This is a genomic window from Ectopseudomonas guguanensis (assembly GCF_900104265.1).
Taxonomy (GTDB): Bacteria; Pseudomonadota; Gammaproteobacteria; order Pseudomonadales; family Pseudomonadaceae; genus Aquipseudomonas; species Aquipseudomonas guguanensis.
Window position 1 is genome coordinate 161,998 of record NZ_FNJJ01000004.1, and the last position, 26,250, is coordinate 188,247.

A 26,250-nucleotide genomic window follows, 5' to 3' on the forward strand; every position below is an offset into this window, starting at 1 on the left:
CAGGGCGGAGCATCACGCGCCGCTAGAAACCGCGACGGTCCACCGACCACAGCAGGCTGCTGCACAGGCTGCACAGCGCGCCGTAGAAGGTGCCGCGCGCGCCCTGGTCATCCATCAGCTGGAGGCGGAACCAGGCCGTGCTGGGGCCGCGGTAGGCACCGCCGTCGCCGACCGGCTCGAAGTGGCTGACGTAACGCCGCTCACCCCAGAACACCGGCACGTTGGCGCGCAGGTAGACCGGCTGGGCGTTGAGGTAGGGAATGGCAATGGTGTCGCCGCCGCCGGACATCAGGAACATCGGCCCCTGCTGGCGGCGCTGCGAGGCGCTGTCGTGCCCCAGACCGATGGTGTAGGGCTGGATTGGCGCCGTGGTACGCACCCGGGTGTCCTGCCCGGCCATGATCGAACCGCCGCCGCCCTGGGAATGCCCGGAGGTGCCGACGCGCCCGGTATTGAGCTTGCCGGCGTAGGTGCCGTAGGGGTTGTTGTTCTCCCGCACCAGATAGTCCAGGCAGGCCAGCATTTCCCGGCCGGTGCCGGCATTGGAGGTTTCCGCTGCAGCCACCACGAAGCCATGGCTGGCCCAGTGCGACAGCAACCCGGCGTAGGTGCTTGGCCCGGTGCCGGTGCCATTGCCCCAGAGAATAACCGGATGACGCACGCCGCCCTGCCCCAGGTTGCTGGGCCGGTAGATGCGACAACTCGGCCCCTCGCTCTGGCTACTGGTGGCGTACGGGCCACTGCGGTCGAAATTGGCTACGGCCGGAAATGGCGCTCCCGGCGTGTCCGGCAGGGGAGCGGCCAGGGCGGTGGAGCAGAGCAGCAGGCAGGCGGCCGCCAGGCCACCGAATTTCAAGTCGAACATCGAAGCTTCCTCGTTCCATTGTTGTTGTACGAGTCGCCATCGCCCTGCGAACCACCACATCGGCAGAGCGGCGCAGCACACATCCTTGCGCTGGCGAGTGCGGGCGCCGATGGAGCAGAGCACACCCTCGCGCAGCCTAGCTGACCGACCGGTCAAACCGGCAATCCCCCAAAGGGTGCAACCGGATGAATGGCATCGCACCAAGGAATGACGGCCACCTGCACCGACAATCAGCCGCGCCTTGGCGCTGTGCCGGTGGCGGGCGTAGAATCGGGGGCATTCCTCGCCACCCATCCCCTGGCGGGCCCTGAGCACGGGCCAGACGCGCGGCCACCCCGCGGCGTCCTGCGGCCCCACCGAACGCGCGGCCACCTTCCGTTTGCATCCGGTCCAGTCGACGCTCACCATACGAACATCACCTGATCAGCCGCAGGAACCGTGTCATGCCCGATTACCGCTCGAAAACCTCCACCCACGGCCGCAACATGGCCGGCGCCCGTGCCCTGTGGCGCGCCACCGGGATGAAGGATGAAGACTTCAAGAAACCGATCATCGCCATCGCCAACTCCTTCACCCAGTTCGTGCCCGGCCACGTGCACCTGAAGGACCTGGGTCAGCTGGTTGCCCGCGAGATCGAGAAGCACGGCGGCGTGGCCAAGGAATTCAACACCATCGCCGTGGACGACGGCATCGCCATGGGCCACGACGGCATGCTCTATTCGCTGCCGAGCCGCGAGATCATCGCCGACTCCGTGGAATACATGGTCAACGCCCACTGCGCCGACGCCATCGTCTGCATCAGCAACTGCGACAAGATCACCCCCGGCATGCTGATGGCTGCCCTGCGCCTGAACATCCCGGTGGTGTTCGTCTCCGGCGGGCCGATGGAAGCCGGCAAGACCAAACTGGCCAACCACGGCCTGGACCTGGTCGACGCCATGGTCATCGCTGCCGACTCCTCGGCCAGTGACGAAAAGGTCGCCGAATACGAGCGCAGCGCCTGCCCGACCTGCGGCAGCTGCTCCGGCATGTTCACCGCCAATTCGATGAACTGCCTGACCGAAGCCCTGGGCCTGTCGCTGCCGGGCAACGGCTCGACTCTGGCCACCCACGCCGACCGCGAGCAGTTGTTCCTGCGTGCCGGGCGCCTGGTGGTCGAGCTGTGCCAGCGCTACTACGGCGAGAACGACGAGTCGGTGCTGCCGCGCAACATCGCCAACTTCAAGGCGTTCGAGAACGCCATGATGCTCGACATCGCCATGGGCGGTTCGACCAACACCATCCTGCACCTGCTGGCCGCGGCCCAGGAAGCCGAGCTGGCCTTCGACCTGCGCGACATCGATCGCCTGTCGCGCAAGGTACCGCAGCTGTGCAAGGTGGCGCCGAACATCCAGAAGTACCACATGGAAGACGTGCACCGCGCCGGTGGCATCTTCTCCATCCTCGGCGAGCTGGCCCGCGGCGGCCTGCTGCACACCGACGTAGCCACCGTGCACAGCCCGAGCATGCGCGATGCCATCGCCCAGTGGGACATCACCCAGACTCAGGACGAAGCGGTTCACCACTTCTTCAAGGCTGGCCCTGCCGGCATTCCGACCCAGACCGCGTTCAGCCAGAGCACCCGCTGGCCGAGCCTGGACGACGACCGCGAGAATGGTTGTATTCGTAGCGTCGAGCACGCTTATTCCCAAGAGGGTGGGCTGGCGGTGCTGTACGGCAACATCGCCCTCGATGGCTGCGTGGTGAAGACCGCCGGCGTCGACGAGTCCATCCATGTGTTCGAAGGCACCGCCAAGGTGTTCGAGAGCCAGGACAGCGCGGTCAAGGGCATCCTCAATGATGAGGTGAAGGCTGGCGACATCGTCATCATCCGCTACGAAGGCCCGAAAGGCGGCCCGGGCATGCAGGAAATGCTGTATCCGACCAGCTACCTGAAGTCCAAGGGCCTGGGCAAGGCCTGCGCCCTGCTCACCGACGGCCGCTTCTCCGGCGGCACCAGCGGCCTGTCCATCGGTCACGCCTCGCCGGAAGCCGCATCGGGCGGCGCCATCGGTCTGGTCAACGACGGCGACAAGATCCTCATCGACATTCCCAACCGCAGCATCAACCTGCTGGTCAGCGATGAAGAACTGGCCGCCCGCCGTGCCGAGCAGGACAAGAAGGGCTGGAAGCCGGCGCAGCCGCGCGCGCGCAAGGTCTCGACCGCGCTCAAGGCCTACGCCCTGCTCGCCACCAGCGCCGACAAGGGCGCGGTGCGCGACAAGGCGATGCTCGACGGTTAAACCTGTTCAGTAGTTTAAAAGCGCCCCGCAATAGCGGGGCGCTTTGCTTTCTGCGCCACTGATCAGCCCTGTATTCTGCTAGGTATGCGGCTTTGAGGGATAAGGACGATGCTGGTAGCCAGGCGAGTGCAGAAAGTTGCGGAAACGCAGGATAAAGAACAGAGGCTAGAAGAGTTACCACTCAACAACTTTCGCATGACGCCTGCATGGGTTCTGCTGGGCGAGCCCGGAGCGGGCAAGAGTGAAGCCCTGAAGCAGGCCGCTCTGGAGGTCGAGGGCGTATATGTCACAGTGAACGAACTTATAAACACGACACCACCGCTAGAGGAGTGGCGCGAGAAAACTCTGTTCATCGACGCACTGGATGAGGCCCGCTCCGCAGGTGCTGACAGCCTACCTCTACGCATCCGCCAACAACTACTTCGGCTTAGCAAACCTGCTTTCCGACTCTCCTGCCGCGCAGCTGACTGGTATGGCTCGACCGACGTCGCTGACCTGCAAGGCGCCAGCCCCGATGGCCTGTTGATGATATTGCAGCTGTGTCCGCTGAGCGGTGAGGACATCCAGCAAATCCTGCACAGCAATTACAACGTCAACGACCCCAAAGCGTTTATGGAACAAGCCGAGCGTCACGGTATTGCCGCGCTGCTGAGTAACCCTCAGATGCTCGGTCTGATGGCTAGGGCCGTCAGCGGTGAAAAATGGCCGGAAAGCCGCAGCGAGGTCTATCGAATCGCCTGCGAGAAACTGGCGGAAGAAAACAATGTTCGCCACCGGCAAACCAGTGAAGCCAAAGCAGTCGATAACGACACCATGTTGAAAGCGGCAGGGCAGTTGTTCGCTGTGCAGCTGCTTTCTAGCAAGGCAGGCATTTCCAGCGACTCAGACTCCAGTGACAGTAACTACCCAGAACTCAACCAGTTCAAACCAGAGATTCCTGCTGCAGCCAGAAGAGCACTACAGTCAGCTTTATTCACCCCCGCCCCTGGCAACACCGATCATCTAATCCCTCACCACCGCAGCATCGCCGAATATCTGGCAGCAAAATGGCTGGCGGACAAGCTGGATCGGGAGAGTCTTCCCCATGGCCGGCTACTTAACCTGTTACTCGGCTTCGACGGAGGAGTAGTCGCGGACTTGCGGGGGCTACTCGCATGGCTAGCACAACAAAGCACGTCAATACGCAGGCGCCTGATAGAAGCAGATCCTCTTGGCATTGTGCTGTATGGCGATGTCGGCCCATTCAGCACCGCAGACAAGCGCTACCTGCTGCAGGCTCTGCGCCAGCAAGCGGAGAGATTCCCCGGATATCGCTGGCACCTTTGGCAAGACATGTCTGGATTCAGAGCCTTGGCAGACGAGTCGCTGCTCGGGGACTTTCAACGCATTCTGCTGGCTTCCGAGCGCGATGATGGGGCCCAGTCAGATATGGACTGTGTGCTGGATATTCTTAAATACGGGCATGCTGATGTCACCTTAGCAGCACCGCTGCTCGCGATGATCAAAGACGCTTCGCTTTGGCCACGACTCAGAACTAGCGCACTCAGTATCTGGCTTAAAATGGCCTCTCCTGTTGAGACCAAGGATTTGCTGTCGCAAATCTGCAGCAGTCAGGTTGACGACAACGATGACCAGCTACAGGGAAAACTGCTGGATTTTCTATACCCCGAACATCTGTCGCCCACTGAGTTACTTCTGTGTTTCCACTCTCCCAAAGACTCTCGACTGATCGGCAGCTACCGAATGTTCTGGGAGCGCTGGCTGCCGGAGCGAGCGCCACAGGCACATCTGCCAGCGCTGTTGGATGGACTTTGCGGCAAACAGGAAGTTTTCAACAAGTACAGATCCGATTGGATGATTTCTCGATCTATTGGTCGTTTGCTTGCTCATACCCTCGATGAGTTAGGTGAATCGACCACGAGCGAGCAACTATTTAACTGGCTGGGCGTCGGAGCAGATCAGCATGGCTACTTCAACCGGGATCACGACTCACAGCTGAAGATTCAAAATTGGCTTGAACGCCACCCACAGCAGTACAAAGCCGTGCTTGAGCAATGCATCAAAGCTGAAGCCTTTCCTTATCAATCCCTTCGGCTACATGGCGCCAAGCCAGCAGAAGATATAGGGCTTTGGCATCTGCATTTGGCCGGAACCACAGATGAGGCGGAAGCAAGAGTTCATTTACAGCAAGCTGTTTACGCTCTTTTGCAGGATCGCGGAGCCAGGGGACTATCGCTGGAAGTGCTGGATGAATGGGGTCAGAAATTTCCAAGCAGGGCTGATTGGCTTAGTGAATGGCTCACTTGCGATTTAGAACAAAGTTACTGGCGCTTAAAAGATGCAGCACAAAGCCTTACTGACAAGAAGCAACAAGCCGAGGAACGACACCAACGAACCCAGAGCCTTCGCCCCGAACTTCACACAATTGCTACTGGTACAGCCACTGCCGGCCTTCTTGACGAACTGGCAACCGTTTGGCTGTTCGGCTTCTGGGATATCAATGGAGAAACCGCGAGCGAGCGCTTCGCCAACTATAGCGATCTAGGCAATGAGCTCATGCAGGCCGCCGAATCTGGGTTTCGTAAATCCCTACAGCGCTCTGACTTGCCTTCTGCTGCAGAGATCATAGCTCTGAATCAAACCGGAGAGCGTTATTACATTAGCCTGCCGTGCCTGCTTGGCCTGCAGCTGAGCTGGATCGATACACCCGCACAGGTAGCTGAACTACCAGATGACCAAGTCGAAAGACTGTTGGCTATGCATCTCTGCACACCATACCCTGGGCTGGATGAACTGAACGCTTGGCGCGCACAAGTCGCACAGCAGCGCCCCGAACTATTTAGCCGCGTACTATTGCTCCACGCTGCCAGCGTTTTTGCTACAGGCAATTCCTCGGCCGGCATGGAGTACGCGTTGAGTGAGGATAGTTCCTATACAAAAGTTGCCCAGCTCGCCAGTTCAGAATTGCTGCGGCAATTTCCCGAAACAGCAGCGGCCCAGCAGCTCCATGACCTGCGCCAGTTGCTGAAAGCAGCTCTAGCTTTTGCTCCGGAATGTCTCGCTGCGCTGACACGGCAAAAGCTGAAGTCGCCACAACTCCATGCTGAACAGCGCCTTCTGTGGCTGGCGCTACAGGTTCTGACTGGCAGCGCAGACGAATCAGAGGAGTTCTGGCAACGCCTCGGCGAAGCAGAGGCGGCCGATGTAGCCATGCAGCTAGCGGTGGAAGTCCTGATGCAAGGCATTCAGCTACAGGCCCTACGCCCCTCCCAACCCGAACATATTCTGGGCCGCTTGATCGAGACACTTATCCGTCACGCTGATATGGAGCGGGGTCGAGGAGGCTTCGTCACAGCCGCGATGGATCTGGGTGAGGAACTGCGCGGGATGATCGACTGGTTGGGTACGCAAACTACGGCAGAAGCCCGCAATGAGCTTCAGCGCCTGCTTGATATCCCAGTTCTGGCGTCTCAGCACTACCGTATTCGGAGCACATTGGAGCAGCAGCAAGCACGCAAGAGAGAAGCTGAATTCCACTTCCTTGGTTTGGAAGCGGTCGCCGATGTGTTAGCCAACCAGGCGCCAGCAAATGTCGCCGATCTAATGCACCTGACCTTGTGTCATCTAGACGACATCGCCCATGAACTACGCCACGCTAATGACGACGGCTATCGGATGTTCTGGAATATCCCCACTAGGCAGCCGCGCAGCCGCCGCGGGGAGAACCTATGCCGCGATGTCCTACTGGCCCGCTTGCGCTCACGCCTGGATGCGCACGGCATTGGCATTGCTCCGGAATATGACCATGCAGGCGACAAGCGCGCCGATCTTCATCTCGACTACCGCAACCTATCCGCACTGCCAATTGAGATCAAGCGTGACGATCACGAAAAGCTATGGACAGCTTTGCGCGATCAACTCATTACCCAATATGCACATGCACCGAAGTCTGCAGGCCACGGGATCTATTTGGTGCTTTGGTTTGGCGACAGCAAGAAACTGAAAAGCCCTCAGAAAAGGAAGCCAAAACCCTCGACACCCAATGAACTAAGGGCTCAATTGGAAAGCCAACTATCGGAGGAGGAGCGGAAAAGGGTTTTCGTACGCGTGCTGGATGTCAGCTGGCCCTGACGTACATTAGCGCTGGGCCTAACTGGTATAGGTGAATACCTACAGAGCCCTGCTCTACGCCTTAACTTGCACGGAGCGGATGTAATGAGCACCAATGATTATCAGCCTATGCGCATCGGCCTGATCGCCGATACTCACAACCTGCTGCGCCCCGAAGCGCTGGCAGCGCTGCATAGCGTCGATCATCTGATCCATGCCGGCGATATCGGTGGGCCGCATATCCTTGCCGAACTGCAGCGCATCGCGCCGCTGTCGGTGGTGCGCGGCAACAACGATGACCAGGCCTGGGCCGACGCCATTCCTGAGCAATTGGTCCTGCACTTCGACGCGGTCAGCATTTATGTACTGCACGATCTCAAGCAATTGGCCATCGATCCCAAGGCCGAAGGCATCGACGTGGTAATCGCCGGGCATTCGCACAAGCCGCAGCAGGAAGAGCGCGACGGCGTGCTCTATCTCAACCCCGGTAGCGCCGGACCGCGACGCTTCAAGCTGCCCATCGGCGTGGGCATCCTGCATATCGAGGATGGCCGGGTACGGGCCGAACTGATCACGCTGCAGGTCTGATGCGGGAGCTGGAATTGGTGGGCTGAAGCGGATTTCCGCCCGGCCCACCCTACTCGATCGGGCATGGCTGTAGGCTGGGCTTCAGCCCACCAGTCAAAACACCACGCCAGAAAGGCAGATGAAAGAGTCCCATCCACCCTGCTGTGACATTCGACCTTGAAAAACGCCATGGGCGAAGCCATCTAGGCAGATACGGCCTTTCAGCGCCGACCCCATTCCCGCCTGATGGAGAACCCCATGACCCTCGACGAGCTCAACGCCATTCCCGGCGTGACCGCCAAGCCCGACGTCGCCACCGCCGACTTCGTCTACAACCACACCATGATCCGCGTGAAGGATCTGCAGAAATCCCTGGACTTCTACACCCGCGTGCTGGGCTTCACCCTGCTGGAGAAGAAGGACTTCCCCGACGCCGAATTCAGCCTGTACTTCCTCGCCTTGATCAATGACAAGTCGCAGATCCCGGCCGATCCGGCCGCCCGCCATCAGTGGCGCAAGTCCATCCCCGGTGTGCTGGAGCTGACCTATAACTACGGCACCGAGAAAGACCCGGAGTTTTCCTACCACAGCGGCAACAGCGACCCGCGCGGCTTTGGCCACCTGTGCGTGTCGGTGCCGGACATCAAGGCGGCCTGCCAGCGTTTCGAAGACCTCGGCGTGCCCTTCCAGAAGCGCCTGACCGACGGGCGCATGCGCGACATCGCCTTTATCAAGGACCCGGACGGCTACTGGGTGGAGATCATCCAGTTCACCGAAGTGATCTGACGCTCGAACCTAGCGAGGGGCTGCCTCCCGCGAGGCTGCCCCGCGTTCGTTGCAGGGATCAACTGACGCCGACGTAACGATCGGCCCGGTGATTGATCGCCAGCACCAGATTGAGCATCACCGCCCCCAGCACCGAGAGCAGCACCTTGTCTGGCGACACCACGAAGATGGCCGCCAAGACGATGCTCGCGTCGATGGCCATCTGCACCGCACCCGCACGAAAGCCGAAGCGTTCCTGCATGTACAGGGCGAGAATGTTCACCCCGCCCAGGCTGGCGCGATGGCGGAACAACATGAGCAACCCCAGGCCCATCGCAGCGCCACCGAACAATGCGGCATACACGGCGTTGAGATGGGCGAAAGCGACCCAGTGCGGTGTCGCCTCGGCCAGCAGCGAAACCAGCAGCACCGCGCAACCGGTACGCAAGGTGAAGCCCCAGCCCATGCGCCAGATACCGAGCAGGTAGAACGGCAGGTTGACCAGGCAGAACACCAGCCCGAACGACCAGCCAGCCTGATAGTTGGCCAGAAAGGCAATGCCGACGGTGCCGCCGGTCAGCAGCCCGGCATGGGCATAGAAGGCGATGCCCAGGGCCACCAGGGCGGTGCCGAACAGCAAGGCCAGCGCATCCTCCCACAGCGGGTGACGCACGAAGAGTGCAGCGACGGCGCCCGGGCGTTCGTCGACGGGTGATTGATCGGTCATCGAAATACCTGCAGCAACATTCAAATTACGGCAGAGGCAAGGCAATGGCCGTCTTGCGCGCTGGTGGGATCAGGCGGCAGAGACGGCCGGAAAGGTCGTTATGCTTATGCGCCGCGCCGTTCCCACACCTCGAAGGCATAGAAGGGCGTCTCGGCAGAGGCTGGATGCTCGACGCTGGAGGTCATGTGCCACAAGGCCTCGTCGATTTCAGGAAAGAAGGCGTCACCATCGGGGTCGAGGCCGACACGTGTCAGATACAGGCGATCGGCCTGGGACAGGCCCAGTTCGTAGAGCTGCGCGCCGCCGATCAGCATCAGTTCTTCGGCGTCCTCTTCACGCGCCCAGGCATCGGCGCGCTCAATGGCCGCTTCCAGGCTGGCGAACACCTCGGCGCCCTCCAGGGTGAGGCCCGGCTGGCGGCTGACCACGATATTGAGCCGGCCCGGCAGCGGCCGACCGAGCGAATCCCAGGTCTTGCGCCCCATGATGATCGGCTTGCCCAGGGTCAGGGCCTTGAAATGCCTGAGGTCCGCCGGCAGGTGCCAGGGCAGTTGGTTGTCGCGGCCGATCACGCGGTTGTGCGCGAGCGCAGCGATGAGGGAAAGAGGCAGTGTGGTTTTCATGGCCGCGAGCATAGCAGAGCACCCGGCGCACCCGCAGCCCACCTTTGGCTTTGCCGAATGGCGCACAGAACCGTCTAGGCTTGGACCTCTGTAGCAGAATCGTCACCCTTGCCGGTGCAGGCTTGGGTTTCCATCCCCTGTGCAAGGAGGTACCACCATGTTGACCAAACCGCTTCGCAGCTGGCTGCTCTGCGCTGGCCTGTTGCTACCGACCCTCGGCCTCGCCGCGCCAGCCAAGCCCGACAGCGTGCAGGCCGCCATCGACTGGGCGCAGCAGCAGCCCCTGGCGCACAAGGGCAAGCCTCATGGCGACGCCAAGCCGCTGGTCATCGCCCACCGCGGCGCCAGCGGTTACGTCCCGGAACACACCCTGGCCGCCTACGCCCTGGCCATCCTGCAGGGCGCGGATTACGTCGAGCCGGACCTGGTGATGACCCGCGACGGCCAGCTGGTGGCCCGTCATGACAACGAGCTGGGGCTGACTACCGACGTGGCGCAGCGTCCGGAGTTCGCCAGCCGCAAGCGCACCCAGACGGTGGATGGCGTCAGCCTGGAAGGCTGGTTCAGCGAGGACTTCAGCCTGGCCGAACTCAAGACCCTGCGCGCCATCGAGCGCATCCCGCAGGTACGTCCGGCCAACACCCGTTTCGACGGCCAGTTCGAGATTCCCACCCTGCAGGAGATCATCGACCTGGTTAAGAGCCTGCAGCTCAGCCAGCAGCGGGTCATCGGCCTGTATCCGGAAACCAAGCACCCGACCCACTTCCAGCAGATCGGCCTGGCCATGGAGCAGCCGCTGGTCAAGGTACTCAAGCGCAACGGTTACAACAGCGCCAAGGCGCCGGTGTACATCCAGTCCTTCGAGGTGGAGAACCTCAAGACCCTCAGCCGTCTGACCCAGGTGCGCCTGGTGCAACTGCTGTGGACCGAGGGCCAGCCCTATGACCAGCAGGTGCTCGGCAGCGGCCTGAGCTACACGCAGATGATCACGCCCAAGGGCCTGAAGGCCATCGCCCGCTACGCCAGCGGCATCGGCCCGGAGAAAGGCATGGTCATCCCGCGCGATGCCGCCGGCAATCTGACCACGCCCACCAGCCTGGTGCGTGACGCTCATGCGGCCAAGCTCAAGGTCCACCCCTACACCTTCCGCGCCGAGAACGCCTTCCTGCCCACCAGCCTGCGCAACGGCAGCGAGCCAGCCGAGCGCGGCGATATCGAGGCCGAACTGCGCGCCTTCCTCGCCACCGGCATCGATGGCCTGTTCATCGACCAGCCGGACATCGCCGTGCGCCTGCGCGAGCAGCGCTGAGTCGCGCCATGACGGATCAGGGGTTATCCTCAACCCCTGATCCGCACGACGAGACGCCGCGTGACTGACGCCTCCTCCCCTACGCCCCTGCAACGCCTCTGGCTCAGCGAGACCATTCGCCTGCGCGAGGAACACGCCGGCCCGCTCGAAGACGCCGAGGCCAATCGCCTGGCCCGCGCCGAGAACGGCGACCTGGCCGAGCGCATCCAGCATCGCGCCCTGCTGCTGGCCCGCCGTGACGGGCAGTGGCAGGCGCTGCTGCACTGGCTGCAGGGCGCCCGCCTGGCCGGCTTGCTGCTGGCCCTGCTGGCCCTGCTCAGCGGCGCAGGACTGGCCTTGACGGCGCTGGGCGACGGGCGTCAGCCGGTCAATGTGTTCTGGGTCCTGGGCAGCCTGCTCGGGCTCAACCTGCTGATGTTGCTTGGCTGGCTGCTCGGCCTGCTGCTGACCCGCGACCACCCCGGCGCACTCGGTCGTCTGTGGCTATGGCTCAGCGAGAAGCTGGCGCGCGACGCCAGCGCCGCGCAATTGGCCCCGGCCCTGCTGCTGATGCTGCAACGCCAGCGCCTGACTCGCTGGGGCCTGGGCCTGCTGGTCAACGGCCTGTGGACGCTGGCCATGCTCGCCGCGCTGACCACCCTGTTGCTGCTGCTCGCCACCCGCCGCTACGGCTTCGTCTGGGAGACCACCATCCTCGCTGGCGACACCTTCATCGCCCTGACCCAGGCCATCGGCGCCCTGCCCGCGCTGCTCGGCTTCAGCCTGCCGGACATCGACGTCATTCGCGCCAGCGGCGACGCCGCCATCGCCAGCGAAGCCGCCCGGCAGAGCTGGGCCGGCTGGCTGGTCGGCGTGGTGCTGGTCTATGGCCTGCTGCCACGCCTGCTGCTGGCGCTGCTGTGCCTGTGGCGCTGGCAGTCGGGCACGCGCAGGCTGCGTCTGGATCTCGACCTGCCGGGCTACAGCCTGCTGCGACAGCGCCTGCAACCGGATAGCGAACGCCTCGGCGTCTGCGACCTGGCGCCAGCCGCTCTGCACCAACCGCAAGGCGGCGTCAGCGCACAACCCGGTAGTGGCGCCCTCCTGATCGGCCTGGAACTGGACGAGCGCCGCCCCTGGCCACCGCTGCCGCTACCGAAGGGCGTGGCCGATGCCGGGGTGATCGACAGCCGCGAACAGCGCCGCCAGTTGCTCGAACAGCTGACCCGTTTCCCGCCCCAGCGCCTGGCCATCGTCTGCGATCCACGCCGCTCGCCGGATCGCGGCACGCTGGCGCTGCTCGGCGAACTGGCACGCTCGTCTTCTGCCACACGCATCTGGTTGCTGCCGCCAGCGCCCGGCGAATGCCTGGACAGCGCCCGCCTGGCGGACTGGCACCAGGCCCTCGGCACGCTGGGACTGCCCCATGGCGACACCGCGCCGCTGAACTGGCTGGAGACAGGGCATGACTAGAGAGCCGCAGGCACACGGCCTTCATGTAGGAGCGAGCTCTGCTCGCGAACCATGGCAAACGGCAAAAGCTTCGCGAGCAGAGCTCGCTCCTACCCCAATGCCCACTCTGTTGCCTCCGAGCTACCCGGCCGAGACCACGCCATGAGCCCACCACTGAAACTCGCCCTGGTCGGCCATACCAACGTCGGCAAGACCTCGCTGCTGCGCACCCTGACCCGCGACGTGGAGTTCGGCGAAGTCTCGCCGCGCGCCAGCACCACGCGCCATGTCGAGGGTGCGCGCCTGTCGGTGGATGGCCAGGCGCTGCTGGAGCTGTACGACACCCCCGGCCTGGAGGACGCCATTGCCCTGCTCGATTACCTGGAGCGCCTCGACCGCCCCGGCGAGCGGCTGGACGGCCCGGCGCGCCTGGCCCGCTTCCTCGAAGGCAGCGAGGCGCGCCAGCGCTATGAGCAGGAGGCCAAGGTGCTGCGCCAGTTGCTGGCCTCCGACGCCGGCCTGTACGTGATCGACGTGCGCGAGCCGGTGCTGGCCAAGTACCGCGACGAACTGGCGGTGCTGACCATGTGTGGCCGCCCGCTGCTGCCGGTGCTCAACTTCGTCGCCAGCGCCAGCCACCGCGAAGGCGAGTGGCGCGAGGCCCTGGCGCGTCTCGGCCTGCACGCGCTGGTGGCGTTCGACAGCGTGGCGCCGCCGGAGGATGGCGAACGGCGTCTCTACGAAAGCCTCGCCCTGCTGCTGGAGCGCTCGCGCCCGCAGTTGCAACGCCTGATCGAGGATCACGAAGCGCAGCGCCGCACGCGGCGTCAGGCCGGTCAGCGCCTGATCGCCGAGCTGCTGATCGACTGCGCCGCCTGCCGCCGCAGCGTCGCTGCTCAGCCGTTGCTGGAGCAGGCCGCCGTGAACGAGCTGCGTGCAGCCATTCGCCAGCGCGAACAGCGCTGCGTCGAGGCCCTGCTGCGCCTGTACGCCTTCCGCAGCAGCGATGCCAAGGCGGCCGACCTGCCGCTGCTGGACGGTCGCTGGGGCGACGATCTGTTCAACCCGGAAACCCTCAAGCAGCTGGGCATCAAGGTCGGCGGCGGCATGGCCGCAGGTGCTGCCACCGGCGTAGGGGTCGATCTGCTGGTCGGCGGCATCACCCTCGGCGCGGCTGCCGCATTGGGCGCGGTGATCGGCGGCAGCGCGCAGACACTGCGCAATTACGGGGAACGACTGAAGGGAAAACTCAAGGGCCAGCGCGAACTGACCGTCGACGACGCCGTGCTGCGCCTGCTCGCCCTGCGTCAGCAGCAACTGCTGGCGGCACTGGATAAACGCGGCCACGCCGCGATGGACGCCATCACCCTCCACGCCCCGCAGGAAACCCTGTGGCGCCAGGGCAAGCTGCCCGCCCCGTTGAACGTGGCACGCGCCCATCCCGAATGGTCGTCGCTCAACCCCGGCGCACGCCTGGAAGAGGCCGAACGCGCCGAGCAGGTAGAGCGTTTGTGCAGTGAAATCGCCTTGCAAGCGGTGGGCTGAAGCCCACCCTACAGGCGTATATCGAAGCCCCGCGTAGGGTGGGCTTCAGCCCACCTCTTCACCGCCAACACACAAGCAACTGCTACTCCCCAAACTCCCCATCACCATCATTCCACCCACCCCAATCTGCCGGCAGCAGCCCACGCGCGACATAACGGTGGAAGCTCGAATAAGGCCAGTCACCAACCTGGCTCACCAGCCCATGCTTGACAGGGTTGAAATGGATGTAATCGACGTGCCTCGCGAGATCATCCTCATCTTTAATGCGGTGCTCCCAGAAGCGTCTCTGCCAGACGCCCTTCTCACGCTTTCTGGATTTGCTGGCGCTGACGCTAGCCATGGCGGGTAGCGCACGCGAGAACTGGCTTTTGATCAATGCCCAACGCAGGGAATAGTCGCGGTCATCCTCAGGCAGCTCCCAAACAGCATGCAGATGGTCGGGCAGGACGCAGATGGCGACGGTCTTGAACGGCATGCGCTTGCTGGCCTCGCCGTAGATCTGGCGCAGCAGCGCAATTTCTTCCACCAGTATGCGGGAACGACGATCAGCGAGAGTGACCGTGAAGAAGTAGGTTGCACCGGCAATCCGTTCGCGGCGGTAGTGGGGCATGGGCAATCCTTTGCCTGTTGGGTGTCGGTGAAGGGGCAGGCGGCATGGTGGATCGGTGGGCTGAAGCCCACCCTACATCCTGGCCGGTAGGGTGGGCTTTAGCCCACCAGAGCCCACCCAATTCCATCTCAGACGGCCACCGGCGCCTTGATATGCGGGTGCGCCTCATAGCCGACCAGCTCGAAGTCCTCGAACCTGAAGGCCAGCAGGTCCTTCACCTCGGGGTTGAGCTTCATGGTCGGCAGCGGCAGCGGCTGGCGGGTCAGCTGCAGGTCGGCCTGCTCGATATGGTTGGCGTACAGGTGGCAGTCGCCGCCGGTCCAGATAAACTCGCCCGGCTGCAGGTCGCACACCTGCGCCACCATCAATGTCAGCAGCGCGTAGCTGGCGATGTTGAAGGGCACGCCAAGGAAGATGTCCGCCGAACGCTGATACAGCTGGCAGGAGAGCTTGCCGTCGGCCACGTAGAACTGGAACAGCGCATGGCACGGTGGCAGGGCCATCTGGTCGACCAGCGCCGGGTTCCAGGCCGAGACGATCAGGCGGCGCGAGTCCGGGTTCTTCCTGATCATCTCGATCAGTTTGGCGATCTGGTCGATGGACTCGCCATTGGGCGCCGGCCAGCTGCGCCACTGGTAGCCGTAGACCGGGCCGAGTTCGCCGTTCTCGTCGGCCCACTCGTCCCAGATGCTGACGCCGTTGTCCTTGAGGTACTTGATGTTGGTGTCGCCCTGCAGGAACCACAGCAGCTCGTGGATGATCGAGCGCAGGTGACACTTCTTGGTGGTGACGATGGGGAAGCCATCGGCCAGGTCGAAGCGCATCTGGTAGCCGAACACGCTGTATGTGCCGGTACCGGTGCGGTCTTCCTTGAAGGTGCCGTGCTCGCGCACGTGGCGCATCAGGTCGAGGTACTGTTTCATCAGGCGGCTCCTTGTACGGGCTGGCGCTTGTAGGCGTAGGCGATCAGGCCGATGCCGCCGAGAATCATCGGCAGGCAGAGGATCTGCCCCATGGTCAGCCAGCCCCAGGCCAGGTAGCCCAGCTGGGCATCCGGCACACGGACGAACTCGACGATGAAGCGGAACACGCCGTAGCAGGCGGCGAACATGCCGGACACGGCCATGGTCGGCCGCGGTTTGCGCGAATAGAACCAGAGGATGGTGAACAGCGCCACGCCCTCCAGGGCGAACTGGTACAGCTGCGACGGATGGCGCGCCAGTTGCTGCGGATCGGTGGGGAAGACCATCGCCCAGGGCACGTCAGTGGCCTTGCCCCACAGCTCGGCGTTGATGAAGTTGCCGATGCGTCCGGCGCCCAGACCGATGGGTACCAACGGGGCGATGAAGTCCATCAGCTCGAAGAAGCTCTTGCCGTTGCGCTTGCCGAACCACCAGGTCGCCAGCATCACCCCGATCAGCCCGCCGTGGAAGGACATGCCGCCTTCCCAGACTCGCAGGATCTTCGCCGGCTCGGCGACATAGGCGGCAAAGTCATAGAAGAACACGTAACCCAGGCGCCCTCCGAGAATCACCCCCATGGCCACCCAGAACACCAGATCGGACAGCTTTTCCTTGCTCCAGCTGGCGTCGAAACGCTCCAGCCGGCGCGAAGCCAGCCACCAGGCACCTCCAATACCCACCAGGTACATCAGGCCGTACCAGTGGATTTTCAGGGGGCCGAGGGCAATGGCCACCGGGTCGATCTGCGGATAAGGCAGCATCAGGAACTCCTTAGATCAGAAAACTCAGGCCCACACTGAACAACAGCAGGGCGAACAGACGTTTGAGCAGACGCGGCGACAGGCGATGAGCCAGACGCGCGCCGAAACGGGCAAAGAACATGCTGGTCAACGCAATCCCGAGCAATGCCGGGAGATAGATGAAGCCGACGCTCCACTGCGGCAGATTCGGATTCCCCCAGCCGGTAAACATGAAACTCAGCGCGCCGGCGATGGCGATCGGCAAACCACAGGCTGCCGAGGTGGCCACCGCCTGCTGCATCGGTACGCTGCGCCAGACCAGAAAGGGCACGGTCAACGAACCACCGCCGATGCCGAAGATGGCCGAAGCCCAGCCGATCACCCCGCCAGCCACCGCCAGCGTCGGCTTGCCTGGGACATCGCCACTGGCCTTGGGTTTCAGGTCCAGCGCCATCTGCACGGCGATGACGATGGCGAAGGTGCCGATGATCTTCTGCAGCAGCGGCCCCTGAATCAGCGCCGCGGTCAGCGCCCCCAGCGCCGCACCGAGCAGGATACCCAGGCTCAGCCAGCGAAACAGCGGCCAGCGCACCGCGCCCTTGCGGTGATGTTCGAGCAGCGAATTGATCGAGGTAAAGACGATGGTCGCCAGCGAGGTGCCTACAGCCAGATGGGTGAGGATCTCGCTCGGCATGCCTTGCGAGGTGAAGCTCAACACCAGTACCGGCACGATGATCAACCCGCCACCCACGCCGAACAGGCCAGCCAGCACACCGGCGGCCGCACCCAGCACCAGGTAGAGCAGCAGTTCCATCGACACCCCCAAAAACAAAGCGGCATGGTAACGGAATTGCCTGGGCAACGGCAGGCTCCGGGCGTCGGGGACAGGCGATTGCGCCCCCTGCGGCTTGCGAAGCGATGGCGATACTGAGAATGAATGTGCATCTGATAGCTAGAACGCCAGCTTATCGCTCGTGCTAGCCTGCTAGGCGACACTCACACCAGGATCGCCCCATGTGCCTGATCGTTCTTGCCTGGCGCCCCGGTCATCCGCAGCCGCTGCTGCTGGCCGCCAATCGTGACGAATTCTACAGCCGCCCAGCCTGGCCCCTGCGCGAATGGGAGGACGCCCCCGGCCTGTTCGCCGGGCGTGACCTGCAGGCAGGCGGCACCTGGCTGGGAGTAACCGCGGACGGGCGCTTCGCCGCGCTGACCAATATCCGCGACCCCAGCCAGCCGCCCGGACGGCGTTCGCGTGGCGAGCTGCCGGTCGACTTCCTGCGCGGCACGCTGGAGCCCCAGGCCTACCTGCAGCGAGTGGCGAGCAAAGCCGCGGATTACGCCGGTTTCAACCTGCTGCTCGGCGATAGCCGACAGCTCTGGTACTACAACAGCCAGGAAGACCAGCCGCGCCCCCTGGCGGAAGGCCTCTACGGCCTGTCCAACGCCAGGCTGGACAGCCCCTGGCCCAAGCTACAACGGGCCAAGGCCGCGCTGGAGAACTGCCTGGACGCACCGCACAGCGAACGTCTGCTGGCCCTGCTGGCGGATACCACGCAGCCCGCCGAACACCTGTTGCCCGACACCGGCGTCGGCCCGGCGGTGGAACGCCTGCTGGCCACCAGCTTCATCGCCAGCGCCAACTACGGCACGCGCGCCAGCTCCGCGCTGCTGCTCGGCGCCGACGGTAATTGGGAAATGGTCGAGCGCAGTTTCGGGCCACATGGCGCGCCACTGGGCGAGGTTGCCGTGCGCAGATAGGTGCGGATGATGCCTGCCCCGGACGGGGCAGTGCGAGCGGGCGTGGGCAGAAGGGCCGCTGGTGCGCACGGCGCACCCTACGATCTGTTCAGCCCTGCGGCTGCTTTTTCAGGCCTGGATATTCGAGGCGGGGTTGATCACCCGGCCCAGGCCGAGGTTGCGCAGCGCCAGGTGCAGGGTGCTGTAGATCAGGTGCGGGTTGTCCATGGTCATCACCTGGCCGAGCAACTCCTTGGCCTTGCTCTGGGTGATCTGGCGCAGCAGCCATTTCACCTTGGGCAGGTTGGTGGCGTTCATCGACAGCGAATCGAAGCCCATGGCCAGCAGCAGCACGGCCGCGGCCGGATCGCCGGCCATCTCGCCGCAGATGCTCACCGGCTTGCCTTCGAGATGCGCGTCGTTGACCACCTTCTGCAGCGCCTGCAGCACCGCCGGGTGGAGGAAGTCGTAAAGATCGGCGACCCGCGGGTTGTTGCGGTCGACCGCCAGCAGGTACTGGGTCAGGTCGTTGGAGCCGACCGAGAGGAAGTCCACCTGGCGCGCCAGCTCGCGGGTCTGGTAGACCGCTGCCGGAATTTCGATCATCAGGCCGATGGGCGGCAGCGGCACGTCTGTGCCCTCGTCACGCACCTCGCCCCAGGCGCGGTGGATCAGGTGCAGCGCCTCTTCCAGCTCCTGGGTGCCGGAAATCATCGGCAGCAGGATACGCAGGTTGTTCAGCCCTTCGCTGGCCTTGAGCATGGCGCGGGTCTGCACCAGGAAGATTTCCGGGTGGTCGAGGGTGACGCGAATGCCGCGCCAGCCGAGGAAGGGGTTCTCTTCCTTGATCGGGAAGTAGGACAGCGCCTTGTCGCCACCGATGTCCAGGGTACGCATGGTCACCGGCAGCGGGTGGAAGGCCTGCAACTGCTCGCGGTAGGTGGCGAGCTGCTCCTTCTCGCTGGGGAAGCGCTCGTTGATCATGAACGGCACTTCGGTGCGGTACAGGCCGACGCCCTCGGCGCCGCGCTGCTGGGCACGGGCCACATCGGCGAGCAGGCCGGTGTTGACCCACAACGGCATGCGCTGGCCGTCGAGCGTCTCGCAGGGCAGCGCGCGTAGGGCATCGAGCCCTTCGGTGAGCTGGCGCTCCTCCTCGACCACGTCGGCGTACTGCTTGCTCAGCAGTTCGCTGGGGTTGGTGAAGACTTCGCCGTGGTAGCCATCGACGATCAGCTTGATGCCGTCGATCTTCGAATACGGCAGGTCGACCACGCCCATGACCGTGGGAATGCCCATGGCGCGGGCGAAGATCGCCACGTGGGAGTTGCCCGAGCCGGTGACCGAAATCAGGCCGACCAGCTTGCCTTCGGGGACCTCGCCGAGCATCGCCGGCGACAGCTCCTCGCTGACCAGGATGGTGTTGTCCGGGTAGACCAGCGAGGTCTTGCGTTCTTCCTGCAGGTAGGCGAGCAGGCGTCGGCCAAGGTCGCGCACGTCGCTGGCACGCTCGCGCAGGTAGGCATCGTCCATCAGCTCGAAGCGCGCCACGTGATCCAGCACCACCTGACGCAGGGCGCCCTGCGCCCACTGCCCGGTACGAATGACCTTGCGCACCTCGTTACCCAGGGCGGCATCGTCGAGCATCATAAGATAGACGTCGAACAGCGCGCGTTCTTCCTTGCGCAACTGCGTGGCGAGTTTCTCGGACAGCTCCTGCATGTCCTCGCGCACCCAGCCCAGCGCCTTGTCGAACAGCTCCAGCTCGGCGTCGATGTCATCGACGCTGCGATCCGGTACCACGTTCAGATCCGCCGGGGGCAGCACCACCACCGCAGTGCCTACGGCCGCCCCCGGCGCACCCGGCACGCCGACGAACTTGGCCTCCTGCACACCCTTGCCCTGGCGCCCCAGACCGCGAATCGAACCGGTGGCCTCGGCGTGGGCGATAACCCCGGCGAGCTGCGCGCTCATGGTGACCAGGAAGGCTTCTTCGCCCTCGTCGAACTGGCGGCGCTCCTTCTGCTGCACCACCAGTACGCCCATCACGCGGCGGTGGTGGATGATCGGTGCGCCGAGGAAGGAGGCGTAGCGCTCCTCGCCGGTCTCGGCAAAGTAGCGATAGCGCGGGTGATCGGCGGCATTTTCCAGGTTCAGCGGCTCCTCGCGAGTGCCGACCAGGCCGACCAGACCTTCGCTGGGGGCCATGCTGACCTTGCCGATGGAGCGCTTGTTCAGACCCTCGGTGGCCATCAGCACGAAGCGGTTGGTCTCGGGGTCGAGCAAATAGACCGAACACACCTGGCTGCCCATGGCTTCCTTGACACGCTGCACGATGATCGACAGCGCCGCCTTGAGATCCTTGGCGGCGTTCACTTCCTGGACGATCTTGCGCAGCGTATTGAGCATGCTCGATTGGGGTCCGTATCAGTCGCGCACTATCAGGCGCGGGGCAAGTTCCTTGAGCGCTCGGCGATAGACCTCACGCTTGAATGTGACCACCTGGCCCAGCGGGTACCAGTAGCTGACCCAGCGCCAGCCATCGAACTCCGGCTTGCCGGTCAGGTCCATGCGCACGCGGTCCTCGGCACCGGTCAGGCGCAGCAGGAACCACTTCTGCTTCTGGCCGATGCACAGCGGCTGGCTGTGGGTGCGCACCAGGCGCTGCGGCAGACGATAACGCAACCAGCCGCGGGTGCAGGCGAGGATCTTCACATCCTGCTCTTCGAGCCCGACCTCTTCGTTCAGTTCACGGTAAAGCGCCTCTTCCGGCGACTCACGATCGTTGATGCCACCTTGGGGAAATTGCCAGGCATCCTGATTGATACGCCTGGCCCAGAGTACCTGGCCGACATCATTGGTCAGGATGATGCCGACATTCGGGCGGAAACCATCAGAATCGATCACGGCAAGCAACCTCGTACACGCAAGTTCCGGCATTGTTCCACAAAGCCGACAACAGCAGCAACGCGGGTTTGGGGGCAGTGGGAAAGCCCGGCCAAAGCGGCTATTCTGGCGCGCCCCGAACATGCAAAGAACAGGTAGAGAACCGTGCGCTTGGCCCTTTTCGATCTCGACAACACCCTGCTGGCTGGCGACAGCGATCACAGCTGGGGCGAATTCGTCTGCCAGCGCGGCCTGGTCGACGCGGCCGAGTACCTGGCGCGCAACGACGCCTTCTATGCCGACTACTGCGCCGGCAAGCTGGACGTGGTGGCCTATCAGAATTTCAGCCAGGCGATCCTGGGCCGCAGTGAGATGGCGCAACTGGCGCAGTGGCACCGCGAGTTCATGGCCGAGGTGATCGAGCCGATCATCCTGGCCAGGGGCGAGGCGCTGCTGGCCGAGCACCGCGCCGCGGGCGACAAGCTGGTGATCATCACCGCCACCAATCGCTTCATCACCGCGCCCATCGCCGAGCGCCTGGGTGTGGAGACCCTTATCGCCACCGAATGCGGCATGCAGGACGGCCGCTACACCGGGCAGATCACCGGCACGCCGTGCTACCAGGGCGGCAAGGTGACGCGCCTGAACCAGTGGCTGGCCGAGACGGGGTACAACCTGGACGGTGCCTACTTCTATAGCGACTCGCGCAACGACCTGCCCCTGCTCGAAGCCGTGGCCAACCCGGTGGCGGTCGATCCGGACGAGGTGCTGCGCGCCACCGCCCTCGAACGCGGCTGGCCGGTGATTTCGCTGCGCTGAGCGCACGCCGCGCAACGCCGTAGGGTGCGCCGCGCACACCGCAGGTTCCGGCATCAGCAGCCGGTGCGCACGCCTCGGCGGCCCCGCGACACCTACAGGGCTGGGCAATCGAGAGTCATCGAGCCACAAGCCCACTCCCGCCCTTCGGGCACCCTCTCCCAGCGGGAGAGGGTCATCAGAAGCCGCTCTGCGGCTGCTTTAGACCGGCTTGGCGCCCATCAGCGCCATGATGGCGATCAACAGCAGCAGAATCAGCCCCGCATAGATCAGGCACAGACGCTTGAGCGACGTCGGTGCCGGCGCATCACCCAGCGCACGCCAGGCCGCCAGGCGGCCGGCCAGAAGCAAACCGAGCAGCATCATCAGCGCATAGAGAATGCTGCCCAGCAGCAGCCAGGTCTGCCCCAGCGGCCAGCCGGCGGTATCCACCAGCCAGTAGCCGGTCACCGGCAGGCTCAGCGCCAGCAGGGCGAATGCCGGGAAGCTGAACAGCAGGGTCACGCGCAGCTTGCGCGCCAGCACCGCGGCATCAGGGTTGCGCTGTGCCTTGAACAGCATGACGCCGTGAGCGATCAGGCCGAGCAGCAGCAACACGCCCGGGGCGCTGTGGAGAATGCGAACCAGCAGGTAGTGTTCCATCAGGGGCTTCCTTGGTTATCAGGCAATTGCGTAGGGCGGCTGTAACCCGCCAGCGCGCTTTGGCGGGTTACACCCTCGAAAGCAGTGCTCAGCCGAGAAACAGGCGGTAGGCCGGGTTGTCGCTCTCGTCCCAGTAGGGGTAACCGATGGCATCCAGCGCCGCCGGCACCAGATGGCGCTCGCCTTCCGGCACCTGCAGCGCGGCCAGTACGCGGCCATCGGCGGCGCCGTGGTTGCGGTAGTGGAACATCGAGATGTTCCAGCGCCCGCCGAGCTTCTGCAGGAAGTTGAACAGCGCGCCGGGGCGCTCGGGAAACTCGAAGCGCAGCACCATTTCGTCGCTGACCTGCGCCGCATGGCCACCGACCATATGGCGGATATGCAGCTTGGCCAGCTCGTTGTCGGTCAGGTCCAGCACCGGGAAGCCCTGCGCGCGCAGGCCCTCGACCAGCGCCTGGCGCGGGTCGTTCTCCGGATGGGTCTGTACGCCGACGAAGATGTGCGCCTCGCGGTCCGTGTGGTAGCGGTAGTTGAACTCGGTGATCTGGCGCTTGCCCACCGCCTCGCAGAAGGCCTTGAAGCTGCCCGGCTGCTCGGGGATGGTCACGGCGATGATCGCCTCGCGCTTCTCGCCCAGCTCGGCGCGCTCGGCCACGTGGCGCAGACGGTCGAAGTTGACGTTGGCGCCGGAATCGATGCCCACCAGCACCTCGCCGTTGGCGCCCTGGCGTTCGACGTACTTCTTGATCCCGGCCACCGCCAGCGCGCCGGCAGGCTCGGTGATCGAGCGAGTGTCGTCGTAGATGTCCTTGATCGCCGCGCAGATTTCATCGGTGCTGACGGTGATCACCTCGTCGACATGCTGCTTGCAGATATCGAAGGTGTGCTGGCCGATCTGCGCCACCGCCACGCCGTCGGCGAACAGCCCGACGCTCGGCAGCACCACACGCTCACCGGCGGCCATGGCGGCCTGCAGGCAGTTGGAGTCGTCCGGCTCGACGCCGATCACCTTGATTTCCGGGCGCAGGTATTTGACGTAGGCGGCGATACCGGCGATCAGGCCGCCGCCACCGACCGGCACGAAGATGGCGTCGATATGCCCCTGGTGCTGGCGCAGCACCTCCATGGCCACGGTGCCCTGGCCGGCGATCACCAGCGGATCGTCGTAGGGGTGGATATAGGTGTAGCCCTTCTCCTCCACCAGCTTCAGCGAATGCGCCAGCGCCTCGGGGAAGGCATCGCCGTGCAGCACCACCTTGCCGCCACGCGAACGCACGCCCTGCACCTTCAGCTCCGGCGTGGTGCGCGGCATGACGATGGTCGCCTTCACCCCCAGGTGCTTGGCCGCCAGTGCCAGACCCTGGGCGTGGTTGCCGGCCGAGGCGGTGACCACGCCGCGCGCCAGCTCTTCGGCGGGCAGTTGCGCCAGCTTGTTGTAGGCGCCACGAATCTTGAACGAGTACACCGGCTGCAGATCCTCGCGCTTGAGCAGAATCTGGCTGCCCAGCCGCTCACTGAGCTGGCGGGCGGGTTGCAGCGGGGTTTCCACCGCGACGTCGTAGACGCGCGAGGTGAGGATCTTCTTCACGTACTGTTCGAGCATGGCGATTTCGCAGGCGTTCGGGCTTGAAAGGGAGCTGCCGAGTCTACCCCATGCGCGAGCACCCGGGCACCCGACCAGCGGAGCGGAATCTCCGGCCACTTCGCCAGTCTGCTTTCATGAGCCGAGCAGTGCACCGTCAACCAGAGGACTTCCCCATGCCCATAGGTATTTCCCGCCTGCTCGTGCAAGGCACCCCAGCCGACGACCTGCTGGTCGCCCATCCCCAGCCCAGCCGCCTGCTCGGCGGCGCCGGCAACGACGTGCTGATCGACGGCCCCGGCAGCGACTCGCTGCTCGGCGGCAGTGGCATCAACCGCCTGTATGGCGGGCTCGGCGACGACTACTACACCTACGACATCAACGCCGACGGCCGGGACGTGATCCTCGACTTCGACCCCACGCCCGGCAACATCGACACCCTGATCATCAACGAGAGCCTGGAAGAGTTCGGCCCGTTCGAACGCTATCAGGACGATTTGCTGATCGGTCTGTACAGCACCCCGGCAGTGGTGACCATACGCAACTTCTTCCTCGACCCCGCGTTTCGCATCGAACGCTTTCGCTTCGGCGCCGTACAGGTCACCGACAAGGATATTCTGCGCAGCTTCCACATCGACCCGCTGGCCCCGCCCGGCCGTACCGCGGACGATCCGCCCAGCTACACCGGCGAGCGCATCCGCCTGACCGGCAAGCAATGGGCCGACAGGCTGGTGGCCGGTGACCAGCCGACCTACATGCTCGGCCGCGGCGGCAACGACCTGATGATCGGCAGCCGGCACAGCGACGTGCTCAACGGCGGCACCGTCAAGCCGATGTTCTTCGGCGACAATCAGTGGAACCAGCTCTACGGCGGACCCGGCAACGACTACTACCAGGTCGACTACAGCTGGGATTTCAGCAACCACCGCATCTACGACTACGACACCACCCCCGGCAACATCGATACCCTGCAGATCCGCGGTCCAGTGAGCGCCGACCAGGTGCGCCTGTATGGCGCACAGGGCGGCTCGCTGTATATCGAGCTGGATACCGAGCAACGCATCGTCATCGTCAACTACCTGCTGGACAAGGCCTTCGTGGTCGAGAGAATCCGCTTCGACGATGGCTCCGAACTGACCGAGGCCACCATTCGCCAGCGCCTCGGCCTGCCCGCCCCGACCCAGGCCAGCCTGCTCACGCCCGCACCAGCCTGGGCCGGCGAGCCGCCGGCAGCGGCGCCGGATGGCGTCGGCCTGCTGCTGGCGGCAGCCGCGCTATGGGGCGGATGACAGGCGCTGCGGGAAGCGGGGGTGGATGGCTATAATTGCGCTTTTCCCGTCCGGCAGAACTCCATGACCCAGAATCAGCTCAAGCAGGCGGTGGCCCAGGCCGCCGTCGACCACATTCTCCCGCGCCTCGACAGCAAGAGCATCGTCGGCGTCGGCACCGGTTCCACCGCCAACTTCTTCATCGACGCGCTGGCCAGGCACAAGATGGACTTCGACGGCGCCGTGGCCAGCTCCGATGCCACCGCCGCACGCCTCAAGGGCCACGGCATCCCGGTCTACGACCTCAACAGCGTCAGCGAACTGGAGTTCTATGTCGATGGCGCCGACGAGAGCGACGAGCGCCTGCACCTGATCAAGGGCGGCGGTGCCGCGCTGACCCGCGAGAAGATCGTCGCCGCCGTGGCCAAGACCTTCATCTGCATCGCCGATTCCAGCAAGCTGGTGCCGGTGCTCGGCGCCTTCCCGCTACCGGTGGAAGTGATCCCCATGGCCCGCAGCCACGTGGCCCGCGAGCTGGTGAAGCTGGGCGGCGACCCGGTGTACCGCGAGGGCGTGCTGACCGACAACGGCAACGTCATCCTCGACGTGCACAACCTGTCGATCACCGACCCGGTGAAGCTGGAGGCGGACATCAACGCCATCGTCGGCGTGGTCACCAACGGTCTGTTCGCCGCGCGCCCGGCCGACCTGCTGCTGCTCGGCACCGCCGAAGGCGTGAAAACGCTCAAGCGCTGAAACGCCAACGCTCGCGTCAATCGT

General features: G+C 64.2%; 22 protein-coding genes. 11 read left to right on the plus strand and 11 right to left on the minus strand.

Going from position 1 to position 26,250, the window contains the following annotated elements; translation table 11 throughout:
* Positions 1–22 precede the first annotated feature (22 nt).
* Positions 23–865, minus strand: coding sequence for a poly(ethylene terephthalate) hydrolase family protein (locus BLS61_RS07570; RefSeq protein ID WP_090429494.1), 843 nt, complete (start codon positions 863–865; stop codon positions 23–25).
* 443 nt (positions 866–1,308) lie between these two features.
* Between BLS61_RS07570 and ilvD the strand changes: the two genes are divergently transcribed.
* The 4 genes from ilvD to gloA all read left to right on the plus strand — a co-directional run bounded on the left by ilvD (position 1,309) and on the right by gloA (position 8,610).
* A complete protein-coding gene (ilvD, locus tag BLS61_RS07575; RefSeq protein ID WP_090429496.1) occupies positions 1,309–3,147 on the plus strand; it encodes a dihydroxy-acid dehydratase in 1,839 nt (612 codons plus the stop codon).
* Positions 3,148–3,255: 108 nt separating this feature from the next.
* A complete protein-coding gene (gene eruA, locus BLS61_RS07580; RefSeq protein WP_090429498.1) occupies positions 3,256–7,278 on the plus strand; it encodes an NACHT domain-containing antiphage protein EruA in 4,023 nt (1,340 codons plus the stop codon).
* 108 nt (positions 7,279–7,386) lie between these two features.
* Entirely contained in the window at positions 7,387–7,845 is a 459-nt protein-coding gene (locus BLS61_RS07585) for a metallophosphoesterase family protein (RefSeq protein ID WP_090429891.1), read from the plus strand.
* 237 nt (positions 7,846–8,082) lie between these two features.
* Complete coding sequence (gene gloA, locus BLS61_RS07590) at positions 8,083–8,610, plus strand: lactoylglutathione lyase (protein WP_090429500.1); 528 nt, start codon at positions 8,083–8,085, stop codon at positions 8,608–8,610.
* A 58-nt stretch (positions 8,611–8,668) separates the two neighbouring features.
* On the opposite strand, the gene BLS61_RS07595 is transcribed toward gloA, so the two are convergent.
* Both BLS61_RS07595 and BLS61_RS07600 read right to left on the minus strand, forming a co-directional pair.
* Complete coding sequence (locus tag BLS61_RS07595; RefSeq protein ID WP_090429502.1) at positions 8,669–9,316, minus strand: YitT family protein; 648 nt, start codon at positions 9,314–9,316, stop codon at positions 8,669–8,671.
* 104 nt (positions 9,317–9,420) lie between these two features.
* Positions 9,421–9,951: a dihydrofolate reductase gene (locus BLS61_RS07600; RefSeq protein WP_090429504.1), complete on the minus strand. Its 531-nt coding sequence runs from the start codon at positions 9,949–9,951 to the stop codon at positions 9,421–9,423.
* Positions 9,952–10,096: 145 nt separating this feature from the next.
* Between BLS61_RS07600 and BLS61_RS07605 the strand changes: the two genes are divergently transcribed.
* From BLS61_RS07605 to BLS61_RS07615, 3 genes are all read left to right on the plus strand, one after another.
* On the plus strand, positions 10,097–11,248 hold the full coding sequence (locus BLS61_RS07605) for a glycerophosphodiester phosphodiesterase (RefSeq protein WP_090429506.1): 1,152 nt from the start codon (positions 10,097–10,099) through the stop codon (positions 11,246–11,248).
* 60 nt (positions 11,249–11,308) lie between these two features.
* On the plus strand, positions 11,309–12,700 hold the full coding sequence (locus BLS61_RS07610) for a DUF2868 domain-containing protein (RefSeq protein ID WP_090429508.1): 1,392 nt from the start codon (positions 11,309–11,311) through the stop codon (positions 12,698–12,700).
* Between the two features lie 141 nt (positions 12,701–12,841).
* Positions 12,842–14,224, plus strand: coding sequence for a GTPase/DUF3482 domain-containing protein (locus BLS61_RS07615; RefSeq protein ID WP_090429510.1), 1,383 nt, complete (start codon positions 12,842–12,844; stop codon positions 14,222–14,224).
* A gap of 82 nt (positions 14,225–14,306) precedes the next feature.
* Here the strand turns inward: BLS61_RS07615 and BLS61_RS07620 are convergent, their stop codons facing one another.
* From BLS61_RS07620 to BLS61_RS07635, 4 genes are all read right to left on the minus strand, one after another.
* On the minus strand, positions 14,307–14,834 hold the full coding sequence (locus BLS61_RS07620) for an REP-associated tyrosine transposase (protein WP_090429512.1): 528 nt from the start codon (positions 14,832–14,834) through the stop codon (positions 14,307–14,309).
* A 128-nt stretch (positions 14,835–14,962) separates the two neighbouring features.
* The gene (locus tag BLS61_RS07625; RefSeq protein ID WP_090429513.1) at positions 14,963–15,757 is read right to left on the minus strand and encodes a thymidylate synthase; all 795 of its coding nucleotides are present in this window, start codon (positions 15,755–15,757) and stop codon (positions 14,963–14,965) included.
* Positions 15,757–16,557 (minus strand): prolipoprotein diacylglyceryl transferase, encoded by an 801-nt coding sequence (gene lgt / locus BLS61_RS07630; RefSeq protein ID WP_090429514.1) that lies wholly within the window; start codon positions 16,555–16,557, stop codon positions 15,757–15,759. The genes BLS61_RS07625 and lgt overlap by 1 nt, the downstream gene beginning before the upstream one ends.
* Positions 16,558–16,567: 10 nt before the next feature.
* Positions 16,568–17,350, minus strand: coding sequence for a sulfite exporter TauE/SafE family protein (locus BLS61_RS07635; protein ID WP_090429515.1), 783 nt, complete (start codon positions 17,348–17,350; stop codon positions 16,568–16,570).
* Between the two features lie 200 nt (positions 17,351–17,550).
* Here BLS61_RS07635 and BLS61_RS07640 point away from each other — a divergent pair, with 200 nt between their 5' ends.
* On the plus strand, positions 17,551–18,297 hold the full coding sequence (locus BLS61_RS07640) for an NRDE family protein (RefSeq protein WP_090429517.1): 747 nt from the start codon (positions 17,551–17,553) through the stop codon (positions 18,295–18,297).
* A 108-nt stretch (positions 18,298–18,405) separates the two neighbouring features.
* Here BLS61_RS07640 and ptsP read toward each other — a convergent pair whose 3' ends face one another.
* Complete coding sequence (gene ptsP, locus BLS61_RS07645) at positions 18,406–20,685, minus strand: phosphoenolpyruvate--protein phosphotransferase (protein WP_090429520.1); 2,280 nt, start codon at positions 20,683–20,685, stop codon at positions 18,406–18,408.
* 18 nt (positions 20,686–20,703) lie between these two features.
* Positions 20,704–21,183: an RNA pyrophosphohydrolase gene (locus BLS61_RS07650; protein ID WP_004373919.1), complete on the minus strand. Its 480-nt coding sequence runs from the start codon at positions 21,181–21,183 to the stop codon at positions 20,704–20,706.
* Positions 21,184–21,327: 144 nt separating this feature from the next.
* On the opposite strand from BLS61_RS07650, the gene BLS61_RS07655 reads away from it, so the two are divergent.
* Positions 21,328–21,981 (plus strand): histidinol-phosphatase, encoded by a 654-nt coding sequence (locus BLS61_RS07655; RefSeq protein ID WP_090429522.1) that lies wholly within the window; start codon positions 21,328–21,330, stop codon positions 21,979–21,981.
* A 198-nt stretch (positions 21,982–22,179) separates the two neighbouring features.
* On the opposite strand, the gene BLS61_RS07660 is transcribed toward BLS61_RS07655, so the two are convergent.
* Together BLS61_RS07660 and ilvA are read right to left on the minus strand one after the other, a co-directional pair.
* Positions 22,180–22,620: a DUF2269 family protein gene (locus BLS61_RS07660; protein ID WP_090429525.1), complete on the minus strand. Its 441-nt coding sequence runs from the start codon at positions 22,618–22,620 to the stop codon at positions 22,180–22,182.
* A gap of 88 nt (positions 22,621–22,708) precedes the next feature.
* Positions 22,709–24,223, minus strand: a complete 1,515-nt coding sequence (gene ilvA, locus BLS61_RS07665; RefSeq protein WP_090429527.1) for a threonine ammonia-lyase, biosynthetic — start codon at positions 24,221–24,223, stop codon at positions 22,709–22,711.
* 128 nt (positions 24,224–24,351) lie between these two features.
* Between ilvA and BLS61_RS07670 the strand changes: the two genes are divergently transcribed.
* Together BLS61_RS07670 and rpiA are read left to right on the plus strand one after the other, a co-directional pair.
* On the plus strand, positions 24,352–25,491 hold the full coding sequence (locus BLS61_RS07670; protein ID WP_244157921.1) for a calcium-binding protein: 1,140 nt from the start codon (positions 24,352–24,354) through the stop codon (positions 25,489–25,491).
* Between the two features lie 63 nt (positions 25,492–25,554).
* Positions 25,555–26,226 carry a ribose-5-phosphate isomerase RpiA gene (gene rpiA, locus BLS61_RS07675; RefSeq protein ID WP_090429531.1) on the plus strand — a complete coding sequence of 224 codons (672 nt, stop codon included), beginning with the start codon at positions 25,555–25,557 and terminating at the stop codon, positions 26,224–26,226.
* Positions 26,227–26,250: the final 24 nt, after the last annotated feature.